This is a genomic window from Mesorhizobium wenxiniae (assembly GCF_002284535.1).
Lineage (GTDB): Bacteria > Pseudomonadota > Alphaproteobacteria > Rhizobiales > Rhizobiaceae > Mesorhizobium > Mesorhizobium wenxiniae.
In genome coordinates this window covers 62,226-82,841 of record NZ_NPKH01000014.1, presented here as the reverse complement: position 1 = coordinate 82,841, position 20,616 = coordinate 62,226, and the positions used below count along the sequence as shown (strand labels likewise).

At 61.3% G+C, this 20,616-nt stretch carries 17 protein-coding genes; 11 read left to right on the top strand and 6 right to left on the bottom strand.

The genetic code is table 11. The annotated features are described in order from the left end of the window. Window positions 1–34: 34 nt before the first annotated feature. The 3 genes from lysA to argH all read right to left on the bottom strand — a co-directional run bounded on the left by lysA (window position 35) and on the right by argH (window position 3,188). Complete coding sequence (gene lysA / locus CIT31_RS05560; RefSeq protein WP_095517798.1) at window positions 35–1,303, bottom strand: diaminopimelate decarboxylase; 1,269 nt, start codon at window positions 1,301–1,303, stop codon at window positions 35–37. A gap of 51 nt (window positions 1,304–1,354) precedes the next feature. Continuing rightward, entirely contained in the window at window positions 1,355–1,561 is a 207-nt protein-coding gene (locus tag CIT31_RS05555; protein ID WP_029348597.1) for a hypothetical protein, read from the bottom strand. A 226-nt stretch (window positions 1,562–1,787) separates the two neighbouring features. Beyond that, entirely contained in the window at window positions 1,788–3,188 is a 1,401-nt protein-coding gene (gene argH / locus CIT31_RS05550) for an argininosuccinate lyase (protein WP_095517797.1), read from the bottom strand. Between the two features lie 35 nt (window positions 3,189–3,223). On the opposite strand from argH, the gene tlpA reads away from it, so the two are divergent. The 5 genes from tlpA (at window position 3,224) to ugpC (ending at window position 8,332) form a co-directional block, all read left to right on the top strand. Next, entirely contained in the window at window positions 3,224–3,910 is a 687-nt protein-coding gene (gene tlpA / locus CIT31_RS05545) for a thiol:disulfide interchange protein TlpA (protein ID WP_095517796.1), read from the top strand. Window positions 3,911–4,124: 214 nt separating this feature from the next. Next, window positions 4,125–5,435 (top strand): sn-glycerol-3-phosphate ABC transporter substrate-binding protein UgpB, encoded by a 1,311-nt coding sequence (gene ugpB / locus CIT31_RS05540; RefSeq protein WP_029348594.1) that lies wholly within the window; start codon window positions 4,125–4,127, stop codon window positions 5,433–5,435. 81 nt (window positions 5,436–5,516) lie between these two features. Then, window positions 5,517–6,401 (top strand): sn-glycerol-3-phosphate ABC transporter permease UgpA, encoded by an 885-nt coding sequence (gene ugpA, locus CIT31_RS05535; RefSeq protein ID WP_095518095.1) that lies wholly within the window; start codon window positions 5,517–5,519, stop codon window positions 6,399–6,401. Window positions 6,402–6,409: 8 nt separating this feature from the next. After that, window positions 6,410–7,258 carry a sn-glycerol-3-phosphate ABC transporter permease UgpE gene (gene ugpE, locus CIT31_RS05530; protein ID WP_095517795.1) on the top strand — a complete coding sequence of 283 codons (849 nt, stop codon included), beginning with the start codon at window positions 6,410–6,412 and terminating at the stop codon, window positions 7,256–7,258. A 6-nt stretch (window positions 7,259–7,264) separates the two neighbouring features. After that, window positions 7,265–8,332: a sn-glycerol-3-phosphate ABC transporter ATP-binding protein UgpC gene (gene ugpC, locus CIT31_RS05525; RefSeq protein WP_095517794.1), complete on the top strand. Its 1,068-nt coding sequence runs from the start codon at window positions 7,265–7,267 to the stop codon at window positions 8,330–8,332. 48 nt (window positions 8,333–8,380) lie between these two features. Here the strand turns inward: ugpC and CIT31_RS05520 are convergent, their stop codons facing one another. From CIT31_RS05520 to CIT31_RS05510, 3 genes are all read right to left on the bottom strand, one after another. Further along, window positions 8,381–9,463, bottom strand: a complete 1,083-nt coding sequence (locus tag CIT31_RS05520; protein ID WP_095517793.1) for an ABC transporter ATP-binding protein — start codon at window positions 9,461–9,463, stop codon at window positions 8,381–8,383. After that, window positions 9,460–11,046: an ABC transporter permease gene (locus CIT31_RS05515; RefSeq protein WP_165778360.1), complete on the bottom strand. Its 1,587-nt coding sequence runs from the start codon at window positions 11,044–11,046 to the stop codon at window positions 9,460–9,462. The genes CIT31_RS05520 and CIT31_RS05515 overlap by 4 nt, the downstream gene beginning before the upstream one ends. A 175-nt stretch (window positions 11,047–11,221) precedes the next feature. Beyond that, complete coding sequence (locus tag CIT31_RS05510; RefSeq protein WP_095517791.1) at window positions 11,222–12,229, bottom strand: iron ABC transporter substrate-binding protein; 1,008 nt, start codon at window positions 12,227–12,229, stop codon at window positions 11,222–11,224. Between the two features lie 207 nt (window positions 12,230–12,436). Here CIT31_RS05510 and CIT31_RS05505 point away from each other — a divergent pair, with 207 nt between their 5' ends. The 6 genes from CIT31_RS05505 (at window position 12,437) to CIT31_RS05480 (ending at window position 20,291) form a co-directional block, all read left to right on the top strand. Next, window positions 12,437–13,006, top strand: a complete 570-nt coding sequence (locus CIT31_RS05505; protein ID WP_095517790.1) for a sigma-70 family RNA polymerase sigma factor — start codon at window positions 12,437–12,439, stop codon at window positions 13,004–13,006. 1 nt (window position 13,007) lies between these two features. Beyond that, window positions 13,008–13,646 (top strand): NrsF family protein, encoded by a 639-nt coding sequence (locus tag CIT31_RS05500; protein ID WP_095517789.1) that lies wholly within the window; start codon window positions 13,008–13,010, stop codon window positions 13,644–13,646. Between the two features lie 1,145 nt (window positions 13,647–14,791). Beyond that, entirely contained in the window at window positions 14,792–15,553 is a 762-nt protein-coding gene (locus CIT31_RS05495) for a Tll0287-like domain-containing protein (RefSeq protein WP_095518094.1), read from the top strand. Continuing rightward, the gene (locus tag CIT31_RS05490) at window positions 15,550–18,282 is read left to right on the top strand and encodes a response regulator (RefSeq protein ID WP_095517788.1); all 2,733 of its coding nucleotides are present in this window, start codon (window positions 15,550–15,552) and stop codon (window positions 18,280–18,282) included. Before CIT31_RS05495 ends, CIT31_RS05490 begins: the two co-directional genes overlap by 4 nt. 49 nt (window positions 18,283–18,331) lie before the next feature. After that, the gene (locus CIT31_RS05485) at window positions 18,332–18,703 is read left to right on the top strand and encodes a response regulator (protein ID WP_031255744.1); all 372 of its coding nucleotides are present in this window, start codon (window positions 18,332–18,334) and stop codon (window positions 18,701–18,703) included. A 25-nt stretch (window positions 18,704–18,728) separates the two neighbouring features. Continuing rightward, window positions 18,729–20,291: an adenylate/guanylate cyclase domain-containing protein gene (locus CIT31_RS05480; protein WP_095517787.1), complete on the top strand. Its 1,563-nt coding sequence runs from the start codon at window positions 18,729–18,731 to the stop codon at window positions 20,289–20,291. The last annotated feature ends 325 nt before the right edge of the window (window positions 20,292–20,616 follow it).

The following is a 20,616-nucleotide window of genomic DNA, read 5'->3' as shown; positions in this document are numbered from 1 at the left end:
GAAAACCGGTTCTCACTTTTTCGGGATCATGGGTCTATTCCAGCCAGTCGGGCAGCGAATCCAGTCCGATCAGCGCGTCGTAGGTCTGGCGCGGGCGCACGACGTGGAAACGGTCGCCGTCGACCAGCACTTCGGGCACCAACAGGCGGGTGTTGTAGGTGCCGGCCTGCACCGCGCCATAGGCGCCGGCGGTGGCGATTGCGATCAGGTCGCCGGCCTTCAGCCGGGGCAGGTCACGGTCGAGACCGAGATAATCGCCGGTCTCGCAGACTGGGCCGACCACGTCGACCGTCATGCGCGGCGCTGCTGCCGGCTGCTGCACCACTGGCTTGACGTCATGGAAGGCGTCGTAAAGCGTCGGCCGGATCAGATCGTTCATCGCGGCGTCGACCACCAGGAAGTTCTTGGCGTCGCCCTCCTTCGCGAAGATCACTTGCGAGACAAGAATGCCGGCATTGCCGACGATCAGCCGGCCCGGCTCGAACATCACCTTCAATCCCAGCTTGGTGACGTGCTTTCTGACGATCTGGGCATAAGCGTCCGGCAAGGGGGGTGGGCTGTTGTCGACGCGGTAGGGAATGCCGAGGCCACCGCCGAGATCGATGTGTTTGATGGCGTGCCCGTCGGCACGCAGCACGCCGACCAGCTCCACCAGCAGCGCGAAGGCGTCGTCGAAGGGCTGCAATTCGGTGATCTGGCTGCCGATATGGGTGTCGATGCCGGTGACCTTTATGCCAGGCAGTTCAGCTGCGCGGGCATAGACCTGGCGTGCCTTCTGCCAGGGAATGCCGAACTTGTTCTCGGCCTTGCCGGTGGAGATCTTCTTGTGGGTCTTGGCGTCGACATCGGGATTGATGCGCAGCGAGATCGCAGCGACCTTTCCCAGTGCCGTGGCGCGGGCCGACAGCAATTCAAGTTCCGCTTCGGATTCGACGTTGAAGCAGAGAATGCCGACCGAGAGCGCAAAATCCATTTCGCGCGCGGTCTTGCCGACGCCCGAAAACAGGATCTTGTTGGCCGGAATGCCAGCGGCCAGGGCGCGGCGCAATTCGCCTTCCGAGACCACGTCGGCGCCGGCGCCGAGCTTGGCCAGGATCTTTAGCACCGCCTGGTTGGAATTCGCCTTCATGGCGTAGCAGACCAGCGCGTCGAGCCCGGCAAAGGCCTGCGCAAACACGCGGAAATGCCTGGTCAGCGTCGCCGTCGAATAGCAATAGAACGGCGTGCCGACGCTTGCGGCGATATCTGATATCGCCACGTCCTCGGCATGCAGCACGCCGTCGCGGTAGTCGAAATGGTTCACAGCAGTGGTTCCGGATGTTGGAGCCGAAAAGATCGGCCGATCTCATCGACTCTAGATCAGCGGGTCGAGAATGAACTTCTTGTCCTTGACCGGTTTTTCCGGCTCCGGCGGCACGGGCTGCTCGGCCTTTTGTGCGTCCTTGCGCGCCTGCACGGCCGCCTCATAGGGCGTGTCGAGGCCGGCTTTCCTGCCGCAGGCCGTTACGGTTGCCAGCGCCACCAGCAGCGTCAACGTCACCAAAATCCTGCTTGCGGTCATCGATCCATCCGTCTGAAACTTTTGCCCGCCGCTTTTAGCCGGGTTTTGCTGGCATTGCACCTAGTGTGGTGGATTAGAAGTTCCTGTCATTGATGGCATTCGCGTCAAGGAACTTCAAATCCAAAACCACACTAGATTCATCAATTACTCGTGCGGCTTTTGAATCCCAAATTCGCTCGCCGCGCTGCTCCAGCGTGATGCGAATTTCGGATTCGCCGCACGAGCATCACGCCTTGGCGATGTGCTTTTTCCAATACCGGATCTGCTTCCTCACCTCCGACGGCGCGGTGCCGCCGAAGCTCGTGCGGCTCTTCACCGAATTCTGTACGGCAAGCACCGAAAACACGTCCGCCGTGATGCCGGGGTGAATGGACTGCAAGTTTTCCAGCGGCAGCCTGTCGAGCCCGATTTTCTTCTCCTCGGCCAGCGCCACCGCGCGGCCGGTGACGTGGTGCGCCTCGCGGAACGGCAGGCCGAGCGTGCGCACCAGCCAGTCGGCAAGGTCGGTCGCGGTCGAATAGCCTGACCCGGCGGCCTTCTTCATGGCGGCCGCGTTCACCGTCATGTCGCGCACCATGCCGGTCATCGCCGCCAGCATCAGATCGAGCGTCTCGGCGGCGTCGAACACGGATTCCTTGTCCTCCTGCATGTCCTTGCCGTAGGTCAGCGGCATGCCCTTCATCACCGTCAGCAGGCCGACCAGATGGCCGGTGACGCGGCCGGTCTTGCCGCGCACCAGCTCGGCGGCGTCGGGGTTCTTCTTCTGCGGCATGATCGAGGAGCCGGTGGAGAATGAGTCCGACAGCCTGACGAAGCCGAATTGCGGCGTCGACCAGATGATGATCTCTTCGGCCAGCCGCGACAGATGCGTCGCGCAGATCGCCGCCAGCCCCAAGAATTCCAGTGCGAAATCGCGGTCCGAAACGCTGTCCAGCGAGTTGCGCATCGGTTCGCGGAAGCCGAGCGCCTTGGCCGTCTGGTGCCGGTCGATCGGAAAGCTTGTGCCGGCAAGAGCGGCCGCACCGAGCGGGCTTTCGTCCATCCGTTCGATGGCGTCGCGGACACGCGACAGGTCGCGCGAAAACATCTCGACATAGGCCATGCAGTGGTGGCCGAAGGTCACCGGCTGCGCCGCCTGCATGTGGGTGAAGCCCGGCATCACCGTCGCCGCATGCTCCTCGGCCCGTTCCAGGAACGCCGTGATCAGGCCCTTCAGCGCCTCGGCGACGCGAAAGCATTCGTCCTTGACCCATAGCCTGAGATCGACCGCTACCTGGTCGTTGCGGGAGCGGGCGGTATGCAGGCGGCCGGCGGCCGGGCCGATCAGCTCGGCAAGGCGGGCCTCAACATTCATGTGGATGTCTTCCAGCCTGGGCGAGAACTCGAACGTGCCGGCTTCGATCTCCGCCAGGATCGTGTTCAGCCCGTGAGCGATTTTTTCTTGATCGGCCGTCGAAATAATGCCCGTTTGCGCCAGCATCTCGCTATGGGCCATCGAGCCTCTGATATCCTGCGCATAGAGTTTGCGGTCGAACGAGATCGACGCGTTGATCGCTTCCATGATCGCGGCCGGACCCGAGGCAAAACGTCCGCCCCACATCTGGTTGCTGGCCTTCTTGTCGCTCATCGCTATAACCCGTGCTCCGGAGCAGTTTTTAGAAAATGGCAGACGGCAATCGATTTTTCCCGGCCCCGCGCCTCATCCTCGCCGCTTTGGTGGCGGGCGTGCTTGCGGGCGCGGTCGCGGTATATGTCAGCGAGAGCGGTTCTGGCAACAACGCGCCCGCGCCAGTCGCCATTGGCGACAGCAAGGACGATGTCGCCTGCGCCGCCAAGGCCGACCGCGCCAAGACGGTCGCGGCGGCTGCCACCGGCCAGGTCGCAGCACTTTTGCCGGCTGATCCGCCGCAATCGCTGAAGGGCCTTGCCTTCAACGACCCTGGCGGCAAGCCGACGACGCTTGCCGACCATGCCGGCAAGACGTTGCTGCTCAATCTGTGGGCGACATGGTGCGCACCCTGCCGCGCCGAAATGCCGGCGCTCGACGCGCTGCAAAGAGAAATGGGCAGCGACGCCTTCGAGGTCGTCGCGGTCAACGTCGATGTCGGCGACGACGCCAAGCCGAAGAAGTTCCTCGAGGAAACCGGCGTCAAGGCGCTCGGCTACTACCGCGATTCGACGATGGCGCTGTTCAACGATCTCAAGACGCGCGGCCTGGCGCTCGGCCTGCCGGTCACCATGTTGATCGACGGTGAAGGCTGCCTGATCGCTCACATGAACGGCCCGGCCGAATGGTCGGGACCGGACGCCAAGCGGCTGGTCGTGACAGCGCTCGGAAAGTCGGACTAGGCGCCAGCGATTGTTGCCGATCTTCGTCGCCTTGTTCGAGCCGTAAGCCGGCTTGGCAATCCCTTTCCATCAGCTCTCATTCGCAAGCGTGCACCACTTTACGTGGAGATCGAGTTCATCGATCCGCAACAAAACCGTTGTCCAATTGTCACGAGCGGCACATATTGCCTTTGCGAGAGTGCCCTTTCGCCAATGACAAAACGGGAGATGAAACATGAAGTTCTTCGGCTTCGCGGCCGGTGTCGCCGCCACCTTGACGCTGCTTTCCACCACTTCCGCTTTCGCCGTCACGCAGATCAGCTGGTGGCACGCCATGACCGGCGCCAACGCCGAAGTCGTCGACAAGATCTCCAAGGATTTCAACGCCAGCCAGAGCGACTATGAGCTGGTTCCGGTGTTCAAGGGCACCTATCCCGAGACGCTGAATGCCGGCATCGCTGCCTTCCGCGCCGGACAGGCGCCCGATATTCTCCAGGTGTTCGATGTCGGCACCGGCGTGATGATGGCGGCCGAGGGTGCGATCAAGCCGGTGGCCGAGGTGATGACCGGTGCCGGGATGACCTTCGACAAGAGCCAGTATCTGCCCGGCATAGTCGGCTATTATTCGAAGCCGGACGGCACCATGCTGTCCTTCCCCTACAACTCCTCCTCGCCGATCCTCTATTACAACAAGGACATCTTCCAGAAGGCGGGTCTCGATGTGAACAACCCGCCCAAGACCTGGAATGAGGTGTGGGAAGCTGCCAAGAAGATCAAGGCGAGCGGCGCCGCCTCATGCGGCTACACCTCGACCTGGCTGACCTGGATCCATCTCGAGAACTTTGCGGCGTGGAATGACGTGCCCTGGGCCACCCAGCAAAACGGCCTGGCCGGCGGTGATGTCGAGCTCAAGATCAATGCGCCGATTTTCGTCAACCACTTCCAGGCGCTCACAGACCTCGCCAAGGACGGCACCTTCAAATATGGCGGGCGCACCTCCGAAGCCAAGCAGATCTTCCTGGCCGGCGAATGCGGCATCTTCACCGAATCGTCGGGCGGCCTCGGCGACATCGTCAAGTCCGGCATGAACTATGGCATCGGCCAGCTTCCCTACGACACCGACGCCAAGGGCGCACCGCAGAACACCACGCCGGGCGGCGCCAGCCTGTGGGTCTTCGGCAACAAGTCGGACGAGCAATACAAGGGCGTCGCGACCTTCTTCGCCTATCTGTCCAAGACCGATGTGCAGGAATATCTGCACCAGAAGTCGGGATACCTGCCGGTGACGCTCGCCGCCTACGAGGCGACCAAGAAATCAGGCTTCTATGACAAAAACCCCGGCCGCGAGACACCCATCCTGCAGATGACGGGCAAGGCGCCGACCGATAACTCGAAGGGCGTGCGGCTGCCGAATCTGCCGCAGGTGCGCGATATCCAGAACGAGGAGTTCGAGAAGATGCTGGCCGGCCAGCAAACCGCTCAGCAGGCGCTCGACAATGCGGTCACGCGCGGCAACGCCGCGATCGAGGAAGCGCTCGAGAACTGACGAGATTATCTCGGTCAATCGATTGGAATATCGCCCACGCGAGCTCGCGTGGGCGATTCCTGGATAGCGAGGGAAATCAGCCTGTCTCCACGCATCGTCTTTCCCAACAAGATCCTGCCCTACCTGCTGGTGGCGCCGCAACTCGCCATAACACTGGTTTTCTTCTACTGGCCGGCCGGTCAGGCGCTTTACCAGTCGATGCTCAGGCAAGACCCGTTCGGGCTGAGGACCAGGTTCGTCTGGTTCGCCAATTTCCGCAAGGTGCTGGCCGATCCGGCCTACCTCAACTCGATCCACGTCACCGTAGTGTTTTCGCTTGCGACCGCGATCGTTGCGATGGGCGTGGCGCTTTTGCTTGCGGTCATGGTCGAGAAGGCCGTGCGCGGCAAAGGCCTGTACCGCACATTGTTGATATGGCCCTATGCCGTGGCGCCGGCGATTGCCGGCATGCTGTGGCTGTTTCTGTTCAATCCTTCGATCGGCTCGTTGGCGTATTTGCTGAGAAGCCTCGGCATCGCATGGGACCCGCTGCTCAACGGCACCCACGCCATGATCCTGCTGGTGTCGGCGGCTGCCTGGAAGCAGATCAGCTACAATTTCCTGTTCTTCGTCGCCGGCCTGCAGGCGGTGCCGAAAACGCTGATCGAGGCGGCGGCGATGGATGGCGCCGGCGAGACCAAGCGCTTCTGGACTATCGTCTTCCCGCTGCTTGCGCCGACGACCTTTTTCCTGCTGGTCGTCAACACTGTCTATGCGCTGTTCGACACGTTCGGCATCGTTCATGCCGTCACCGGCGGCGGGCCGGGCAAGACGACCGAGACGCTGGTCTACAAGGTCTACAATGACGGCTTCGTCAATCTGATCCTGGGTGACTCGGCGGCGCAGTCGGTCATCCTGATGGCCATCGTCATCGCGCTCACCGCCATCCAGTTCCGCTACGTGGAACGCAAAGTTCATTACGGTTGAGGGCAGCGATGATCGGCCAATCCCCGCTCCGCACCTTCATCGCCCATGCCGTGCTCATCCTTGGCATATTGATCGTGGCTTTTCCGATCTACTACACCTTCGTTGCCTCGACCCACACGCTGCAAACCATCCTCAGGCCGCCGCTGCCGCTCTTGCCCGGCGGCCAGCTCTGGAACAATTACAGCGAGGCGCTGTTCGGCGGCATTGGCCGCATCGGCGGTGTCAGCGTCGGCCAACTGCTCCTTAACACCACGGTCATGGCGCTCGGCCTTGCGGTGGGAAAGATCTTCATCTCGATCCTGTCGGCCTATGCGATCGTGTTCTTCCGCTTTCCCTTGCGCATGACCTTCTTCTGGCTGATCTTCATCACCTTGATGCTTCCCGTTGAGGTGCGCATCCTGCCGACCTACAAGGTTATGGTCGACCTCGGCATGATCGACACCTACGCCGGCCTGATCATCCCGCTGATTGCCTCCGCCACCGCGACGCTGCTGTTCCGCCAGTTCTTCATGACCATACCGGGCGAATTGGTAGAGGCGGCGCGTGTCGATGGTGCCGGGCCATGGCGCTTTTTCTTCGATATCCTCTTGCCGTTGTCGCGCACCAACATCGCGGCGCTTTTCGTGATCCTCTTCATCTACGGCTGGACGCAGTACCTTTGGCCGCTGCTCGTCACCAACAGCAACGATATGAACACCATCGTCATCGCGCTGAGAAAGATGGTTTCCTTCGCCGATGCCGATACCGAATGGCACCTGGTCATGGTCACGGCGATGCTGGCAATCGTGCCGCCGATCCTGGTGGTCGTGCTGATGCAACGCTGGTTCGTGCGCGGCCTGGTCGAATCCGAAAAGTGAAAGCCGATGGCGACCGTCGATCTGAAGGACGTGAAGAAGGTCTATCCCGGCGGCGTCGAAGCCGTGAAGGGGGTCTCCATCGCCATTCCCGACAGGGAGCTTTGTGTTCTGGTCGGCCCCTCCGGCTGCGGCAAGTCCACGCTGCTGAGGATGATCGCTGGGTTGGAGGCCATTTCTGCCGGTATAGTCGCCATCGACGGCAAGGTGGTCAACGCCATTGGCCCGACCGAGCGCGACATCGCCATGGTGTTCCAGAACTACGCGCTTTACCCGCATATGAAGGTCTACGACAACATGGCCTATGGCCTGCGCAATCGCGGCACGCCGAAGGACGAGATCGACAGCAGGGTGCGCTCGACCGCCAAGGTGCTGGAGCTTTCGGCGCTGCTCGACCGGCGCCCGCGCGAGCTTTCCGGCGGCCAGCGCCAGCGTGTCGCCATGGGCCGCGCCATCGTGCGCAACCCGAAAGTCTTCCTGTTCGATGAGCCGCTCAGCAATCTCGATGCCAAACTGCGCGGCCAGATGCGGGTCGAGATAAAGAATTTGCAGCGCACGCTCGGCGTCACCTCGGTCTATGTCACCCACGACCAGCTGGAGGCGATGACGCTGGCCGACATCCTTGTTGTCATGAACGCCGGACTGGTCGAGCAAACGGGCGCGCCGCTCGACGTCTACGAGAAGCCAGCCTCGATCTTCGTCGCTTCCTTCATCGGCGCGCCGCCGATGAATCTTCTGGCGCTAACCGGAAGTTTCTCAGGCCCGGTATTGGCTGACGGGACGGCGATCGGCTTTGCGGCTCGCGAAACACCAGCCGTGACACTGGGTTTTCGTCCGGAAGATGCCGACGTGACCTTCAATGCGGAGGCGCTGGCCGGTGCGCTCGTCCTGCCGGCGACAGTCGAGGCAGTCGAACCGGTCGGTGCCGAAAGCTTTCTTCACTGCGCCGCAGGCGGTAGCCGTATCGTCGTGCGCGTCTCAGGCCGCGCCGCCGCAAAGCCTGGTGACCAGTTGCGCGTCGTGGCCAAAGCCGAAAAGCTGCATTGGTTCGATCAGGCCGGAAAACGGGTCGATTGAAGCCAGCCTGTCGCCCTGGCCAGCGAACCGCGCGAGGCGCAAGGCCGTTCAGGCAAACACATGCGCCTTGCCCGACACCGTCAGCCGGACGATCTCGCCAACCCCCGGTGTGTCCATGCCCGGCTTGCGCAGGATCAATGGCGTGTTGCCGATCGCGGCTGCGTCCGGCGGATCGGGACTGTTCAAGAGCCGCACCGCGATGGTGCACATCGAACCGGCGAATTCGGACTCCGTCACTTCGCCGAACAGCATGTCCGGCGTGCCCGACATGCCTTCGCGCGATGTCCGTTTCAACAGCACCTGTTCCGGCCGCAGCATGATGCGGACGATATCGCGCCGCTCGGTGCTGTCGACGGCGATGCGGCCGAGCGGCGAGCTGGCGAAGCCGTCCGCGATCTTGGCCGGCAGGATGATGGCATCGCCGAGGAATTCGGCGACCATCCTGTCCTTCGGTTTGAGATAGAGTTCGTGCGGCGTGCCGATTTGCGAGAATTTTCCATCGCGCATCACCGCGACCTGGCTGGCAAAGGACAGCGCCTCGGCCTGGTCGTGCGTGACCAGGATCGTGGTGATACCGGCGGTCTCCAGAAGTTCGGCCACCGCCTTGCGCATCGAGGCGCGCAGCCCGGTGTCAAGCGCCGAGAACGGCTCGTCGAGCAGCATCAGCCGCGGCTTCATGGCCATGGCGCGGGCCAGCGCCACACGCTGCTGTTGGCCGCCGGAGAGCTCGTGCGGCCGCCGTTTCAGGATCGCCTTGTCGAGCCCGACGATATAGGCGAGCTCGACGATGCGCTCAGTGCGCTTGTCCTCGTGATGTCGCAAGCCGAAGCCGATATTGGCGGCGATGCTCAGATGCGGGAACAGGGCGCCGTCCTGCGCCACCACGCCGATGCCGCGCCGATAGGCGGGCACGGCGGCGCCGCCATTGGCCAGCACCTCGCCGTCAAGCACGATGCGGCCCTGGTCCGGCGCCTCAAAGCCGGCGATCAGCCGCAGCAAGGTCGTCTTGCCGCAGCCGGACGGCCCGACGATCGCGGTGCGGCTGCCGCCGGCCACGCTGAGATCGACACCGGCCAGTGCGGCCACCGGGCCGTAGTGCTTGTGCACATCGGTGAGTTCGAGGAAGCTCATCGTCCGGCCATCCGCTTAGACTGGACATAAAGCAGCCAGGTCAGCGGCAGCGAGATCGTCACCATGATGAGGGCGTAAGGTGCGGCGGACGCATAGTCGATCTCGCCGCTGTGCGCCCAGAACGCCATCGCCAGCGTGCGGGTGCCGTTGGGCGCCAGCATCTGCGTTGCGGTCAATTCGTTCATGATGCCCAGCGCCACCAGCGCCATGCCTGCCGCTGCGCCCGGCGCCGACAGGCGGATCGTCGTCGACCACAGCGCCTTGAGCGGTGACCGGCCGAGACTGGCGGCGGCGAGTTCGAGCTCGACCGGCGCCTGCGCGATCGACGCCCGCAGGCTGATCAGGGCGCGCGGCAGGAACATCAGCGCATAGGCAACGAGGATTGTGAACAGGGTCTGGTAGAGCGGCAGAGCGATGCGCACGGTGATGGTGACCAGCGCCAGCGCTACGACGACGCCGGGCAACGATCCGACGATGTAGTTGCAAGCCTCCAGAAGACGCTGCAGCGGTCCCGGCGCGCGGATTGAGATCCAGGCCATCGGCATGGCGGCGATGGTGGCGAGCAGGGCGCCGGCGAGCGCCAGGAACAGGGTCTGGCCGAGCGCAAGGCCGATCTCATCGAGGCGCCAGACATCGGCGCCGCCGGCTACGAGCCAGCGGCCGATGGTGACGAACGGCACGCCCAGCGCCAGCAGAGTGGTGATAACCGGCAGCAGCAGGCACGGGAGCGTGGCGCGGCCGAGCCTTGTGCGTTGCTGCTGGCGCGCGGCGCCCGAGCCGACGCGGGCATAACGCTCCTCGCCGCGCACGAGCACTTCGATCCCGAGCAGCACGAAACAGCATGTCACCAGCACCGCAGCCAGCATGTTGGCGGCGGGGCCATTGAAGGTCGACTGGAACTGGTCGACGATCGCCGTGGTGAAGGTGTCGAAGCGGATGAACACGTAAAGGCCGTATTCGGCCAGGAGATGCAGGCCGACCAGTAGAGAGCCACCGCAGATGGCGAGCCTGAGCTGCGGCAGCACCACCCGCCGGAACACGCGCCACGGCCCGAGGCCGACAGCTGCCGCGGCATCTTCGAGAGCAGGATCGAGCCGGCGCAAAGCTGCCGCCACCGGCAGATAGAGGAACGGGAAATAGGCGACGACGGAAACCAGAACGCCGGCCCACAGGCCATGCAGTCCCGGCACCAGGGTGATCCAGGCATAGCTGTGGACGAAGGCGGGGATGGCGAGCGGCGCCACCGACAGCCAGGCCCACAGGCGGGCACCGGCAAGATCGCTGCGTTCGGTCAGCCAGGCCAGCGCCACCGAGAGCACGATACAGATCGGTACCGCGAGCATCACCAAAAGCAGGGTGTTGACCAGCAGTTCGCCGACGCGCGGCCGGAAGACCAGTGCCGATACGGTCTCCCAGCCGGTCTGCACGGCAATCCAGATGATGAAGGCGAGCGGCAGCAGGGAGAAAAGTGAGATCAGGATGGCGGCAAGCGAAATCCAGGATATCGGCCGCCGGCGCGTCCATTGCCCAGCAACCATGCCGATCGGCAGGACCGAGCGTGCAAGGTCGGCCGCAGACTGCATCAGCTCAGGCGCCGTGCCGCTGCCGCCCGATGGCGGAAACGGTCGAAGGGCCGCAAACGCGGCCAGAAACGCAGCTTGTCGTCATGGACGAATGCCACCTCGAAAAACAGAGCGCTCCTGCGGAAGCGAATTCCCGCAGGAGCGCAGTCGGTTGCTTTTTTAGGACGAACGCCGACTAAAGCAAGCCGGCTGCCGTCATCAAATCGGTCACCTTCTTGGAGTTCAGCGTCGTCGCGTCGACCTTCGGCGCCTGCAGTTCGGCCAGCGGCACCAGCGCCGGATTGGAATCCGCGCCCTTGCCGACCGCGTATTCGAAGGAATTGCCGGTCTTCAGCACGTCCTGACCACCCTTGCCGGTCACCCATTTCAGGAAGGCCTGGGCTTCCTTCGGGTGCTTGCTGGAGGCCAGCACGCCACCACCGGAAACCGAGACGAACGCGCCCGGATCCTGGTTCTTGAAATAGTGAAGCCCGATGTTCTTGCTGTTCTCACCGGTCTTGGCCTGGTCGCCGTAGTAGTAATAGTGATAGATCACGCCGCCTTCGACCTCGCCGGCATTGACCGCCTTCATCACCGTGCTGTTGCCTTTGTAGGCGGTGAAGTTCTCTTTCATTGCCTTCAGCCAGCCGGCCGTTGCGGCCTCACCCTTGAGCTGCAAAACCGCGCTGACGATCGCCTGGAAATCGGCGCCGGACGGCGAAGCGGCCCAGCGTCCCTTCCAGTTCGGATCGGCGAGATCAAGCAGCGACTTGGGCAGCTGTTCGGCGGTCAGCTTGGTTTTGTTGTAAACAAAGACGGTGCTGCGCGCGGCGATGCCCACCCATTTTCCGCTGGACGGCTGGTACTCCTGCGGAACCTGGGCCAGCGTCTCGGCATCGACCGGCGCAAACAGGCCGGCGGATTCGACCAGCACCATGGCGGGGGAGTTTTCCGTCAGGAACACGTCGGCCGGCGACGCGGCGCCTTCGGCGACGATCTGGTTGGAGAAATCGCTGTCACCGCCGTGGCGAACGGTGACTTTGATGCCGGTTTCCTTGGTGAAACCTTCAACCCAAGCGTCGGTCAGGCTTTCATGCTGGGCATTGTAGACGACGATGCCGCCGTCCTGAGCCATTGCCGGGCCGACGATCAGGCTGATTGCAAGTGCCGCGGCACCGGCAAGGGCGGAAAGAGCATATTTCATGGACGTTATCCCTCTCGATCTCAATGGTCTTTGATTTAGCAGGACTGCACCTATCAATTCCTGATCGGTGTAGTCAACATTGATGAACGGCGCAATCGGGCGCTGGAGGTGAAACCTTCGTGATATTCCCATATTTTGGCTTGGACATTATTCGCCGGCCACGTAACAAATCAGCGCCGAGGCGCGAATATCGGGGAGTGAACTCTTGTGACCGGCAACGACGAGGCCGAGCTTTCCCGGCTGATGCGGGCCGCGATCGCGGGAGATGAAAAGGCTTACGCCGACTTTCTGCGCCGGACGGCTGCTCTCGTTCGCGGCTTTATCAGGCGCAAGATCGTTCAGGGCGAGGTCGATCCCGAGGACGTTGTGCAGGAAACCTTGCTGGCCATTCATGTGAAACGGCATACCTGGCGGCAGGATCTGGCCGTGCTGCCCTGGGTCTACGCCATTGCGCGCTTCAAGCTGATCGATGCCTTTCGGCGGCGCGGGCGGCGCATCGAGATAGAAATCGACGAGATCGCCGAGACCTTCGCCGAGCCGGAGGCCGAGACGGTCAGCGAGCGCGACATCAATCGGGCATTGGACGGCCTGCCGCCGTCGCAGCGTTCCGTGGTCTCGTCGGTATCGGTCGAAGGCCGTTCCATCGGCGAGACGGCAGCGAAGTTCGGCATCAGCGAAACGGCGGTGCGCGTGTCGCTGCATCGTGGGCTCGCAACCATTGCCAAACGGTTCGGGGTCAAACAATTCGGGCGGGCCAAACAGTTCAAGCGGGAATGACATGAGGACCGACGATCTCATAAGGGCGCTCGACGCCGATGCCCACAGCAGGGCGATGCCGCTTGGCTCGGCCTGGTGGGTGGCCGCCGGTGCGGCTACGGGGATCGCGGCGGTGGTTTTCTGGCTGGCGATCGGCCCACGCACCGACATCGCGACCGCCATGCATACGATGCGCTTCCTCGCCAAGTTCGTCTTCACGACTGCTCTGGCCATTAGCGCGTTCGCCTTGATCCGCGCCCTGTCGACACCCGGCGCATCGACGAGCAGAGCGGCGGCCTGGATGACTGCGGCGCCACTGCTGGTGGTCTTTGCGGTGGTTCTGGAACTCCTTTCCGTGCCTGCGGCCGACTGGGGCAGGCGGCTGGTCGGCAGCAACATGGTTGTCTGCCTGACGTTCATTCCGCTGATCGGCGTCGGTCCGCTTGCCGTCTTCCTGGCGGTGCTGCGCTATGGCGCGCCGACGCGGCCGGTGCTTGCCGGAACGGTGGCGGGCCTGCTCGCCGGTGGGCTGGCGGCAACTTTCTATGCCGCACACTGCTTCGACGACTCGCCGCTTTTCGTCGCCACCTGGTACACGATCGCGATTGCCATCCTCGCCGCGCTCGGTGCGATCGGCGGGAGGCTTTTCGTGCGCTGGTAGCGACGGCCCGCGATGGGAGACCGTGATGTTCTAAGGTCAAAACTCATTCATTTCTGAACGACCTAGTTCGACCCGTTGCGGAAGTTCGTTCGCCCGTGCCGAATTCACGCCCTTGACCCGATAACGACCTTCCTGACATCGCGCTTCAACGTCCGCACAGGGGGTGAATGCTGTCATTGTTGCGCAGTCGTGGAGCGACGAGCCACTGAATCACGATCTGCGAGCAGGTAACGATCGGCCAGCGCCGTGATCACTCGGGATCAGTTCGACTCGCCGCCGCGGGGACAATGAGGCCTTGGCATGGGACAAATCATGGGCCGCCGCATTCCGCCCCGACCCGGAACTCGGATTGGGACGCTTTGACAAAGCGCACGTGATTTCGTCGCGTGAGATACCAATGTCGTTAAGAATGTCATCCGGTGACCGGCTCAACCCGTCCGTTATCATCCACATAGCTTTTCGCTCGGCGCGAAGGCGGAACCATCCGCGAATGTAGCCAATGGTGCCATTATGAAAACTTGTCCACATCGAAGTCATTCCTTAATCATCTGCTCGAACACACGGAACGGAACGGCACTGGCGGTATTCACCGCGAGAAGGACCGGTTACGTCGCATCTGACTCGTCTCAATTCCGAACGATCGGTCTCGTCCGGCTGGGCGCCTCGCGGCGGCAGCGACTGCAACCGCGCCGGCGAGGGTTAAAAACTGATTGTTTTTCGTAACATAGTTTTTCCTTTCAGCGATGATGGCTCATCAAGCGATCAAGATGACATGCATAAGTTGTGCCGGCCGACAACATAAGGCCAGAACCATCATCTTCTTCTACAAACAATTGCTATGCTAAGTTTACGGTGCGTGAGGTCGCGCTCGAACACAACGAACATATATTCCAAAGCTAATTTTCTAGCTTTAGCAAGCTATATTTTAACGGCAAGCTTGACAAATCCACCGCTAACCTCTCGGTGCTCCACCCAGGGTGATCGAGAGACGTTCGGCAAAAACGGGTTTGCGGGCCAGGGCCGCTTCGGAGCGGGCGGCGGATGCTTCGTTCCTTCTCTCACCGCTTGAGCATGGGCGTTTGTCGCTACGCTATCGGCCTGCGTTGTGCTATACTTTTTCTTTGGCTTCTTTCGACGGGATGGAGATGTTCGCCCTGTCAACCTTGACGCGGAGAAGCATTGGCGTTGCTCTTGTCGGTTGCGCGTTCCTCGCGCCGGCTGCCATGGGAGCGGGAGATTCTGAAGATGTCGCGATGGGAATCCGCCTTGCGGAATTGCTTCGCGCTGGGCGAAGTGTTGTCTCCAACTATCAGACACTAATCAACGATCCCGCACTTGGTGACAAGCACCTCGACAGCGAGCGGTTTGCGAGCGAGGCCATCGCCGTTTACTCAAAAAACACCGGCCAGGACCCGTTTTCCGGCGAATTGACCAATCGCGACCGGCGTCTGCTTGAGGCCCAGATTGGGGCTATGCGGGAGGTGGTGGACGAGCAGCAAGATGACATCAACCGCGCTGGGATCGGGTTCAAGGGCTTCGTGCCGGCCGTTTTCGCGCGTCTGTTGAATGAGAAATTCGCCGCCAAGGTTGGCAACGAGGCTCTGGTACGCGTGACTGCGCCCGAGCAACTCGTGCGCAACCGCAAATCTCTTCCGGACGCTTGGGAAGCCAGCATCATCGTAAGCGTCTTTTCAGATCCGAAGAGAGCAAAAGGCGAAGCCTACACGGATGTGACCGAGGTGGAGGGACGCCCGGCATTTCGAATGCTCCTGCCCGAATACTATACGGAGTCGTGCCTTTCCTGCCACGGCGAGCCGAAGGGCGAGATCGACATAACCGGATATCCCAAGGAGGGCGGAAAAGCCGGCGATCTGGGGGGCGCAATCAGCATCGTCTTGTTCAAATGAGCGTCCTGGAACAGACACCCCACGAGGTGGAAGCCCTACCGGCGCCGTCGAAATCCCTGGGACGTCGCCTTGCCAGTCTGCCGATCGCGGCCCGCGTAGCTGCACTGACAGCGGCCGGCCTCATCAGTCTCATCGTATCTTCCATCCTTCTCACGCAGGCGCTTTATCGCAGTGCCGACCGCACCGCAGACACAAAGGCATTGTTCGATCTCGCGGCGACTGCGGCTGCGGCGCACGTGACCTTTGGCGAATTGCGATACTGGCTCACCGATTTGTCGGTCAGCTTGCTAATGAACTCCCAGCGGAATGCCGAGCAGGCGCGTGAGCGACTGCTGGACCAACTGGACGGCCTTTCGAAATCATCCCCCGATGCAGTGAGGGAAATCCGTGTCGAGATCGATGACTACGTCAAAAGGGCACTAGAGGCGGCGGACAGCTATACTCAGGATAACCGCATCATTGGAAACGCTCTCCTGGCCGAGGCGCGAACCCACAGCACGAATGTCGATGCCGCCCTTAACAAACTTGTCGAGCAAGTGAGCGCCGAGGCAGAAGCTGCTCGTAACGAGGCTGTAAGGCAAGCCCAGAAAACCGCGACTACCGCTGCCATTCTGGTGGTCATCGTGCTGTTGATTGGGTCGCTTCTTACGATCCTTGTTCTTCGCTCGATCATTGGCCCGTTACGGCGGCTGAACCGGGTCATCGGCGAACTGACGCAAGGACGCTACGATATTGAAATACCGATTGAGGGAGGCGACGAACTCGGCGCAATGTCGCGGACGCTTCGACTTTTTCGCGCGGGCGCGATTGAAAAGAAACGACTGGAAGACGAGGCGGAGCAGCAAAGACGGACGATCGCAGCGGCGCTTGAGGCAATTTCTGACGGATTTGTCCTATTCGATCCGCAGGACAGGGTCATCCTGGCCAACAGCAAATTTTGCGAATTCTTCCCTGACCATGCGCGAGCTTCTCTTCCTGGGCAAAGCTTCCAAGAAATCTTGGAGCAACGCCTGGCGGGCGGGCAAGTCGACCTTGCGGGCGCGTCGCCGGAGGAGTGGATTGCCCAGCGGTTACACATCCACAAGGACCCGGCGGGTTTCGTCGGTGAGGATCGCTTCGGCGACAGATGGGTTCGCGTAAGCAGGCGAAAAACGCCTGACGGCGGCGCGGTCGCCGTTTACACCGACATCACGGAATTGAAACAGAGACAAGACGAACTCGAGCGCGCCAAGAGCCGTGCTGAATCGACGAATGAAGCGAAGAGCCGCTTCGTCGCATCCGTCAGCCACGAACTGCGTACGCCGCTGAACGCGATTATTGGCTACAGCGAGATGCTGATCGAAGATGCGAGCGACCAGCACATGGTGGAATTCGTTCCGGAACTGGAGAAGATCGCCGCGGCTGGTCGCCATCTCCTGGCGCTCATCAACGACATCCTCGACTTGTCGAAGATCGAGGCGAACAAGATGGAAATTTTCTTAGAAACGTTCGACGTCGCCGATTTGATGCGCGACGTCCGGGCCACAGTCGCGCCTTTGATGGCGAAAAACCGAAACGGTTTCGTACTGGACCTCGAGGACGACCTCGGGAAAATGCATTCGGACCAGACGAAGTTGCGTCAGAACCTTTTTAACCTGCTCAGCAACGCCGCCAAGTTTACCGAAGGGGGTCGAGTAGCACTCGCGGTGCGTCGCGACAGGCGACCAAACGGCGATTGGCTGATATTCAAAGTGTCCGACACCGGGATTGGGATGACGTCGGAGCAGCAGGAACGGCTCTTCGACGCTTTTACGCAGGCGGACGCATCCACCACTCGCAACTATGGCGGAACGGGGCTTGGCCTCAGCATAACCCGGAGTTTTAGCCGAATGATCGGAGGCGTTGTAAAGGTCGAGAGCGAACTCGGAAAAGGCTCGACCTTCACAATGGAGATTCCAGCCGAGTTCAAAAAAGAATCTAGCGAGCAACACCCCTCCGAAGCTGTGCCGTTGCCGCCACGAGACAAGGCGGTTCTGATCATAGATGATGAACCAGCCGCCCGAACCGTCATCGCCAGCGCTTTGGCGGAGGCGGGACTGGCATCGTTCGAAGCAGCAAGCGGCGAGGAAGGAATAGCCGCTGCTCGAGCGCATCGCCCCGCGGCGATCATTCTCGACATCATCATGCCGCATCAGGACGGCTGGTCAGTGCTGCGATCTCTGAAGAACGATAGGGAGCTTTGCGAGATTCCTGTGATCCTTGCGACTATACTTGCAGATCGCGAACTCGGCCTCTCACTCGGGGCGGTTGAATACCTGACGAAGCCGATCGACACCGAGAAGCTGATTCAAACAATTGAGGCTTGCGGCGGTGGCAACCGCGATGTGCTTGTAATTGATGACGACCAAGCCTCCCGCGATTTCCTTCGGCGTATCCTGATCAAGAAGGATTGGCGGGTTCACGAGGCAAGCGACGGCGTGCGCGGCCTTGGCCTGATGAAACGGTTGTTGCCGCGCCTGGTGGTGCTTGATCTGCTGATGCCCGAAATGGACGGGTTTCAGACATTGAGTGAAATGCAGCAGACGCCCGAACTGCAGAACATTCCGGTGGTCGTAGTTACCTCGAAAGATCTGTCGATGAACGAGCTCGAATGGCTCCGCGATAGGGCAGTTGCCGTTGTGACCAAGGGCGCGAACAGCAGGTCTCAATTGGTCAAGGCGCTCGAACGCCAGATTTCCGCGGCCGAGTAGGTTGGCCCGGCATCTCAGTTCGTTGACCCATCGTTAGAAGAGGCCGAAGATGACGAGAATCCTTCTGGTGGAAGACAACGAAATGAATCGCGACATGCTCTCGCGGCGGTTGTCGCGGCGTGGGTTCGAAGTGCTTATTGCGGAAAACGGACAATCCGGCGTGGAACTAACCATTTCGGAAAGACCGGATCTGATCCTTATGGATATGAGCCTGCCCGTGATGGACGGATGGGAGGCGACACGGCGGATCAAGGCTGATCCGGCCACCTCGGGGATCCCTATAATCGCGCTTTCTGCGCATGCTATGACCAGCGATCGGGAATTGGCGCTTGAGGCCGGCTGCGATGACTACGACAGCAAGCCGGTGGACCTGCCGAGGCTTGTCCAGAAAATCGAACAATTGCTTGCCGCAAATCCGTGAGCCGCCGAGTCGGCGGATTGGAGACATGACTGCCAACGAGTTCCAACGCCACGCAATAGCCGCCCATCTGGCGCAGACGCTTGCTGGACCAGCACGGGCAATCTCGGGATTTCAGGAACTGCTGCTAGAACAGGTGCAGAACCACAGTCTGGTGCACATCACTCCAGATCTTGAGAGGGTCGGCGCCGCTGCCCGGCAATTGAACAGCCTCATCGACAGCTTGATCCATGGCAAAGCCGACTATCCGGACCATGCAGGGCGCGAGATCGAGGCGAAACTGCGCCACGATTTGCGAACACCACTCAACGCGATTATCGGCTACTCCGAAATGATCCTTGAAGAAGCCGAAGAATTGCACGAACACGCATTGGACGAAGATGTCAGGGTGATGCTCGCGGCTGCGGCCGAGCTGTTGGCGCATGTCGATGCAATTGCCGGCCTATCGCGCGCCAGCGACAACGAAGGGCTGTGGACGACGGATCAGGCAGAGATCGATGCAGCAGGGCTCGAAAGGGCGCTGGGCAAGACGGAGCGCGATGCATTCTCAGGACGCAACGGTAGAATACTTGTCGTCGACGACATCGGCAGTAACCGCGATCTTCTCTCGCGCCGCTTGCTGCACGACGGTCATCAGGTAGTCACTGCCGAGTCAGGCCTGTCCGCGCTGACTCGCCTTGCGGAATATGAATTCGACCTTGTTCTGTTGGACATACTGATGCCGGACATGAACGGCATCGAGGTGCTCTCGCGATTGAAAGCTGAGCGCCGGTGGCGGCACATCCCGGTCATTATGATATCGGGGCTGAACGAAGTCGACGCCGTGGTCCGCTGCATCGAGGCGGGAGCCGACGACTACTTGCTTAAACCGTTCAATCCGGTCCTGCTGCGCGCCCGGATCAACTCCAGTCTGGAGAAGAAGCGTTGGCGCGACCGCGAGCACCAGTATCTTCAGCGGATCGAGGCGGAAAAGCGGCGGGCCGACTCGCTTCTACATGCCGTCCTGCCCGGTCAAATCGTTGCGCGGCTGCAAGGGGGCGAGGAGATCATTGCGGACCGGTTCGAGGAAGTGACCATCCTTTTTGCCGATATTGTCGGATTCTCGCCTATCGCAGCGAAATTGCCGGCATCCGACCTTATCAAGCGCCTCGACCGGATGTTCAGCATGTTCGATGCGCTGGCGGAGAAGCATTCCGTGGAGAAGATCAAGACAATCGGAGACGCGTATATGGCCGCTTGTGGTCTTCCGGACCCGGCGGCCGATCACGCCGACAGGACCGTGGCGCTGGGAAAATCCATGCTGGACTCGTTGAGGCTCTTCGCGTCGGGCAGCGATAGTTTTCGCGTCCGAATCGGCGTACACACCGGACCGGTGATCGCCGGTCTGATCGGCCGACATCGGTTCGTCTATGATGTCTGGGGCGAAACCGTGAACATTGCAAGCCGGCTCGAGTCCCAGGGCGTAGCCGACCGCATGCAAATCTCGGAGGCAACCAGACGCGCTCTGCACGCCTCTTGGGAGTTAGAACCGCGCTGCACTGTGGAACTGAGAGGCGTCGGCACGATGGAAACCTATCTCGTTCGACACTGATGTCTGATTCCCTCAGGATATTCCGCAAGGCGACGCGTAAGCGAGTAGCTTACGGCACCGGCGTTGAGAGGCTATTACTACCATAGCAATCGCGAATCGAAGAGCAGATTAACCAGCGTCCGTGTCATCATCAGCATGACTGGGTTAGGCTCGGCGGACTTGGCTACGACCACCCGTCCCATCCATATCGAATTTAGTTATGGGTTGCTGGCGAGTCTGGAGGCCTATGTCGAGACGGGTATTCTATGCTTGCGCTGCATCTCCGGGCGGAAGTTCATCCATCTGTGATGGTCGAGAATAACGCCAGAGCTATCGCGACACAGTT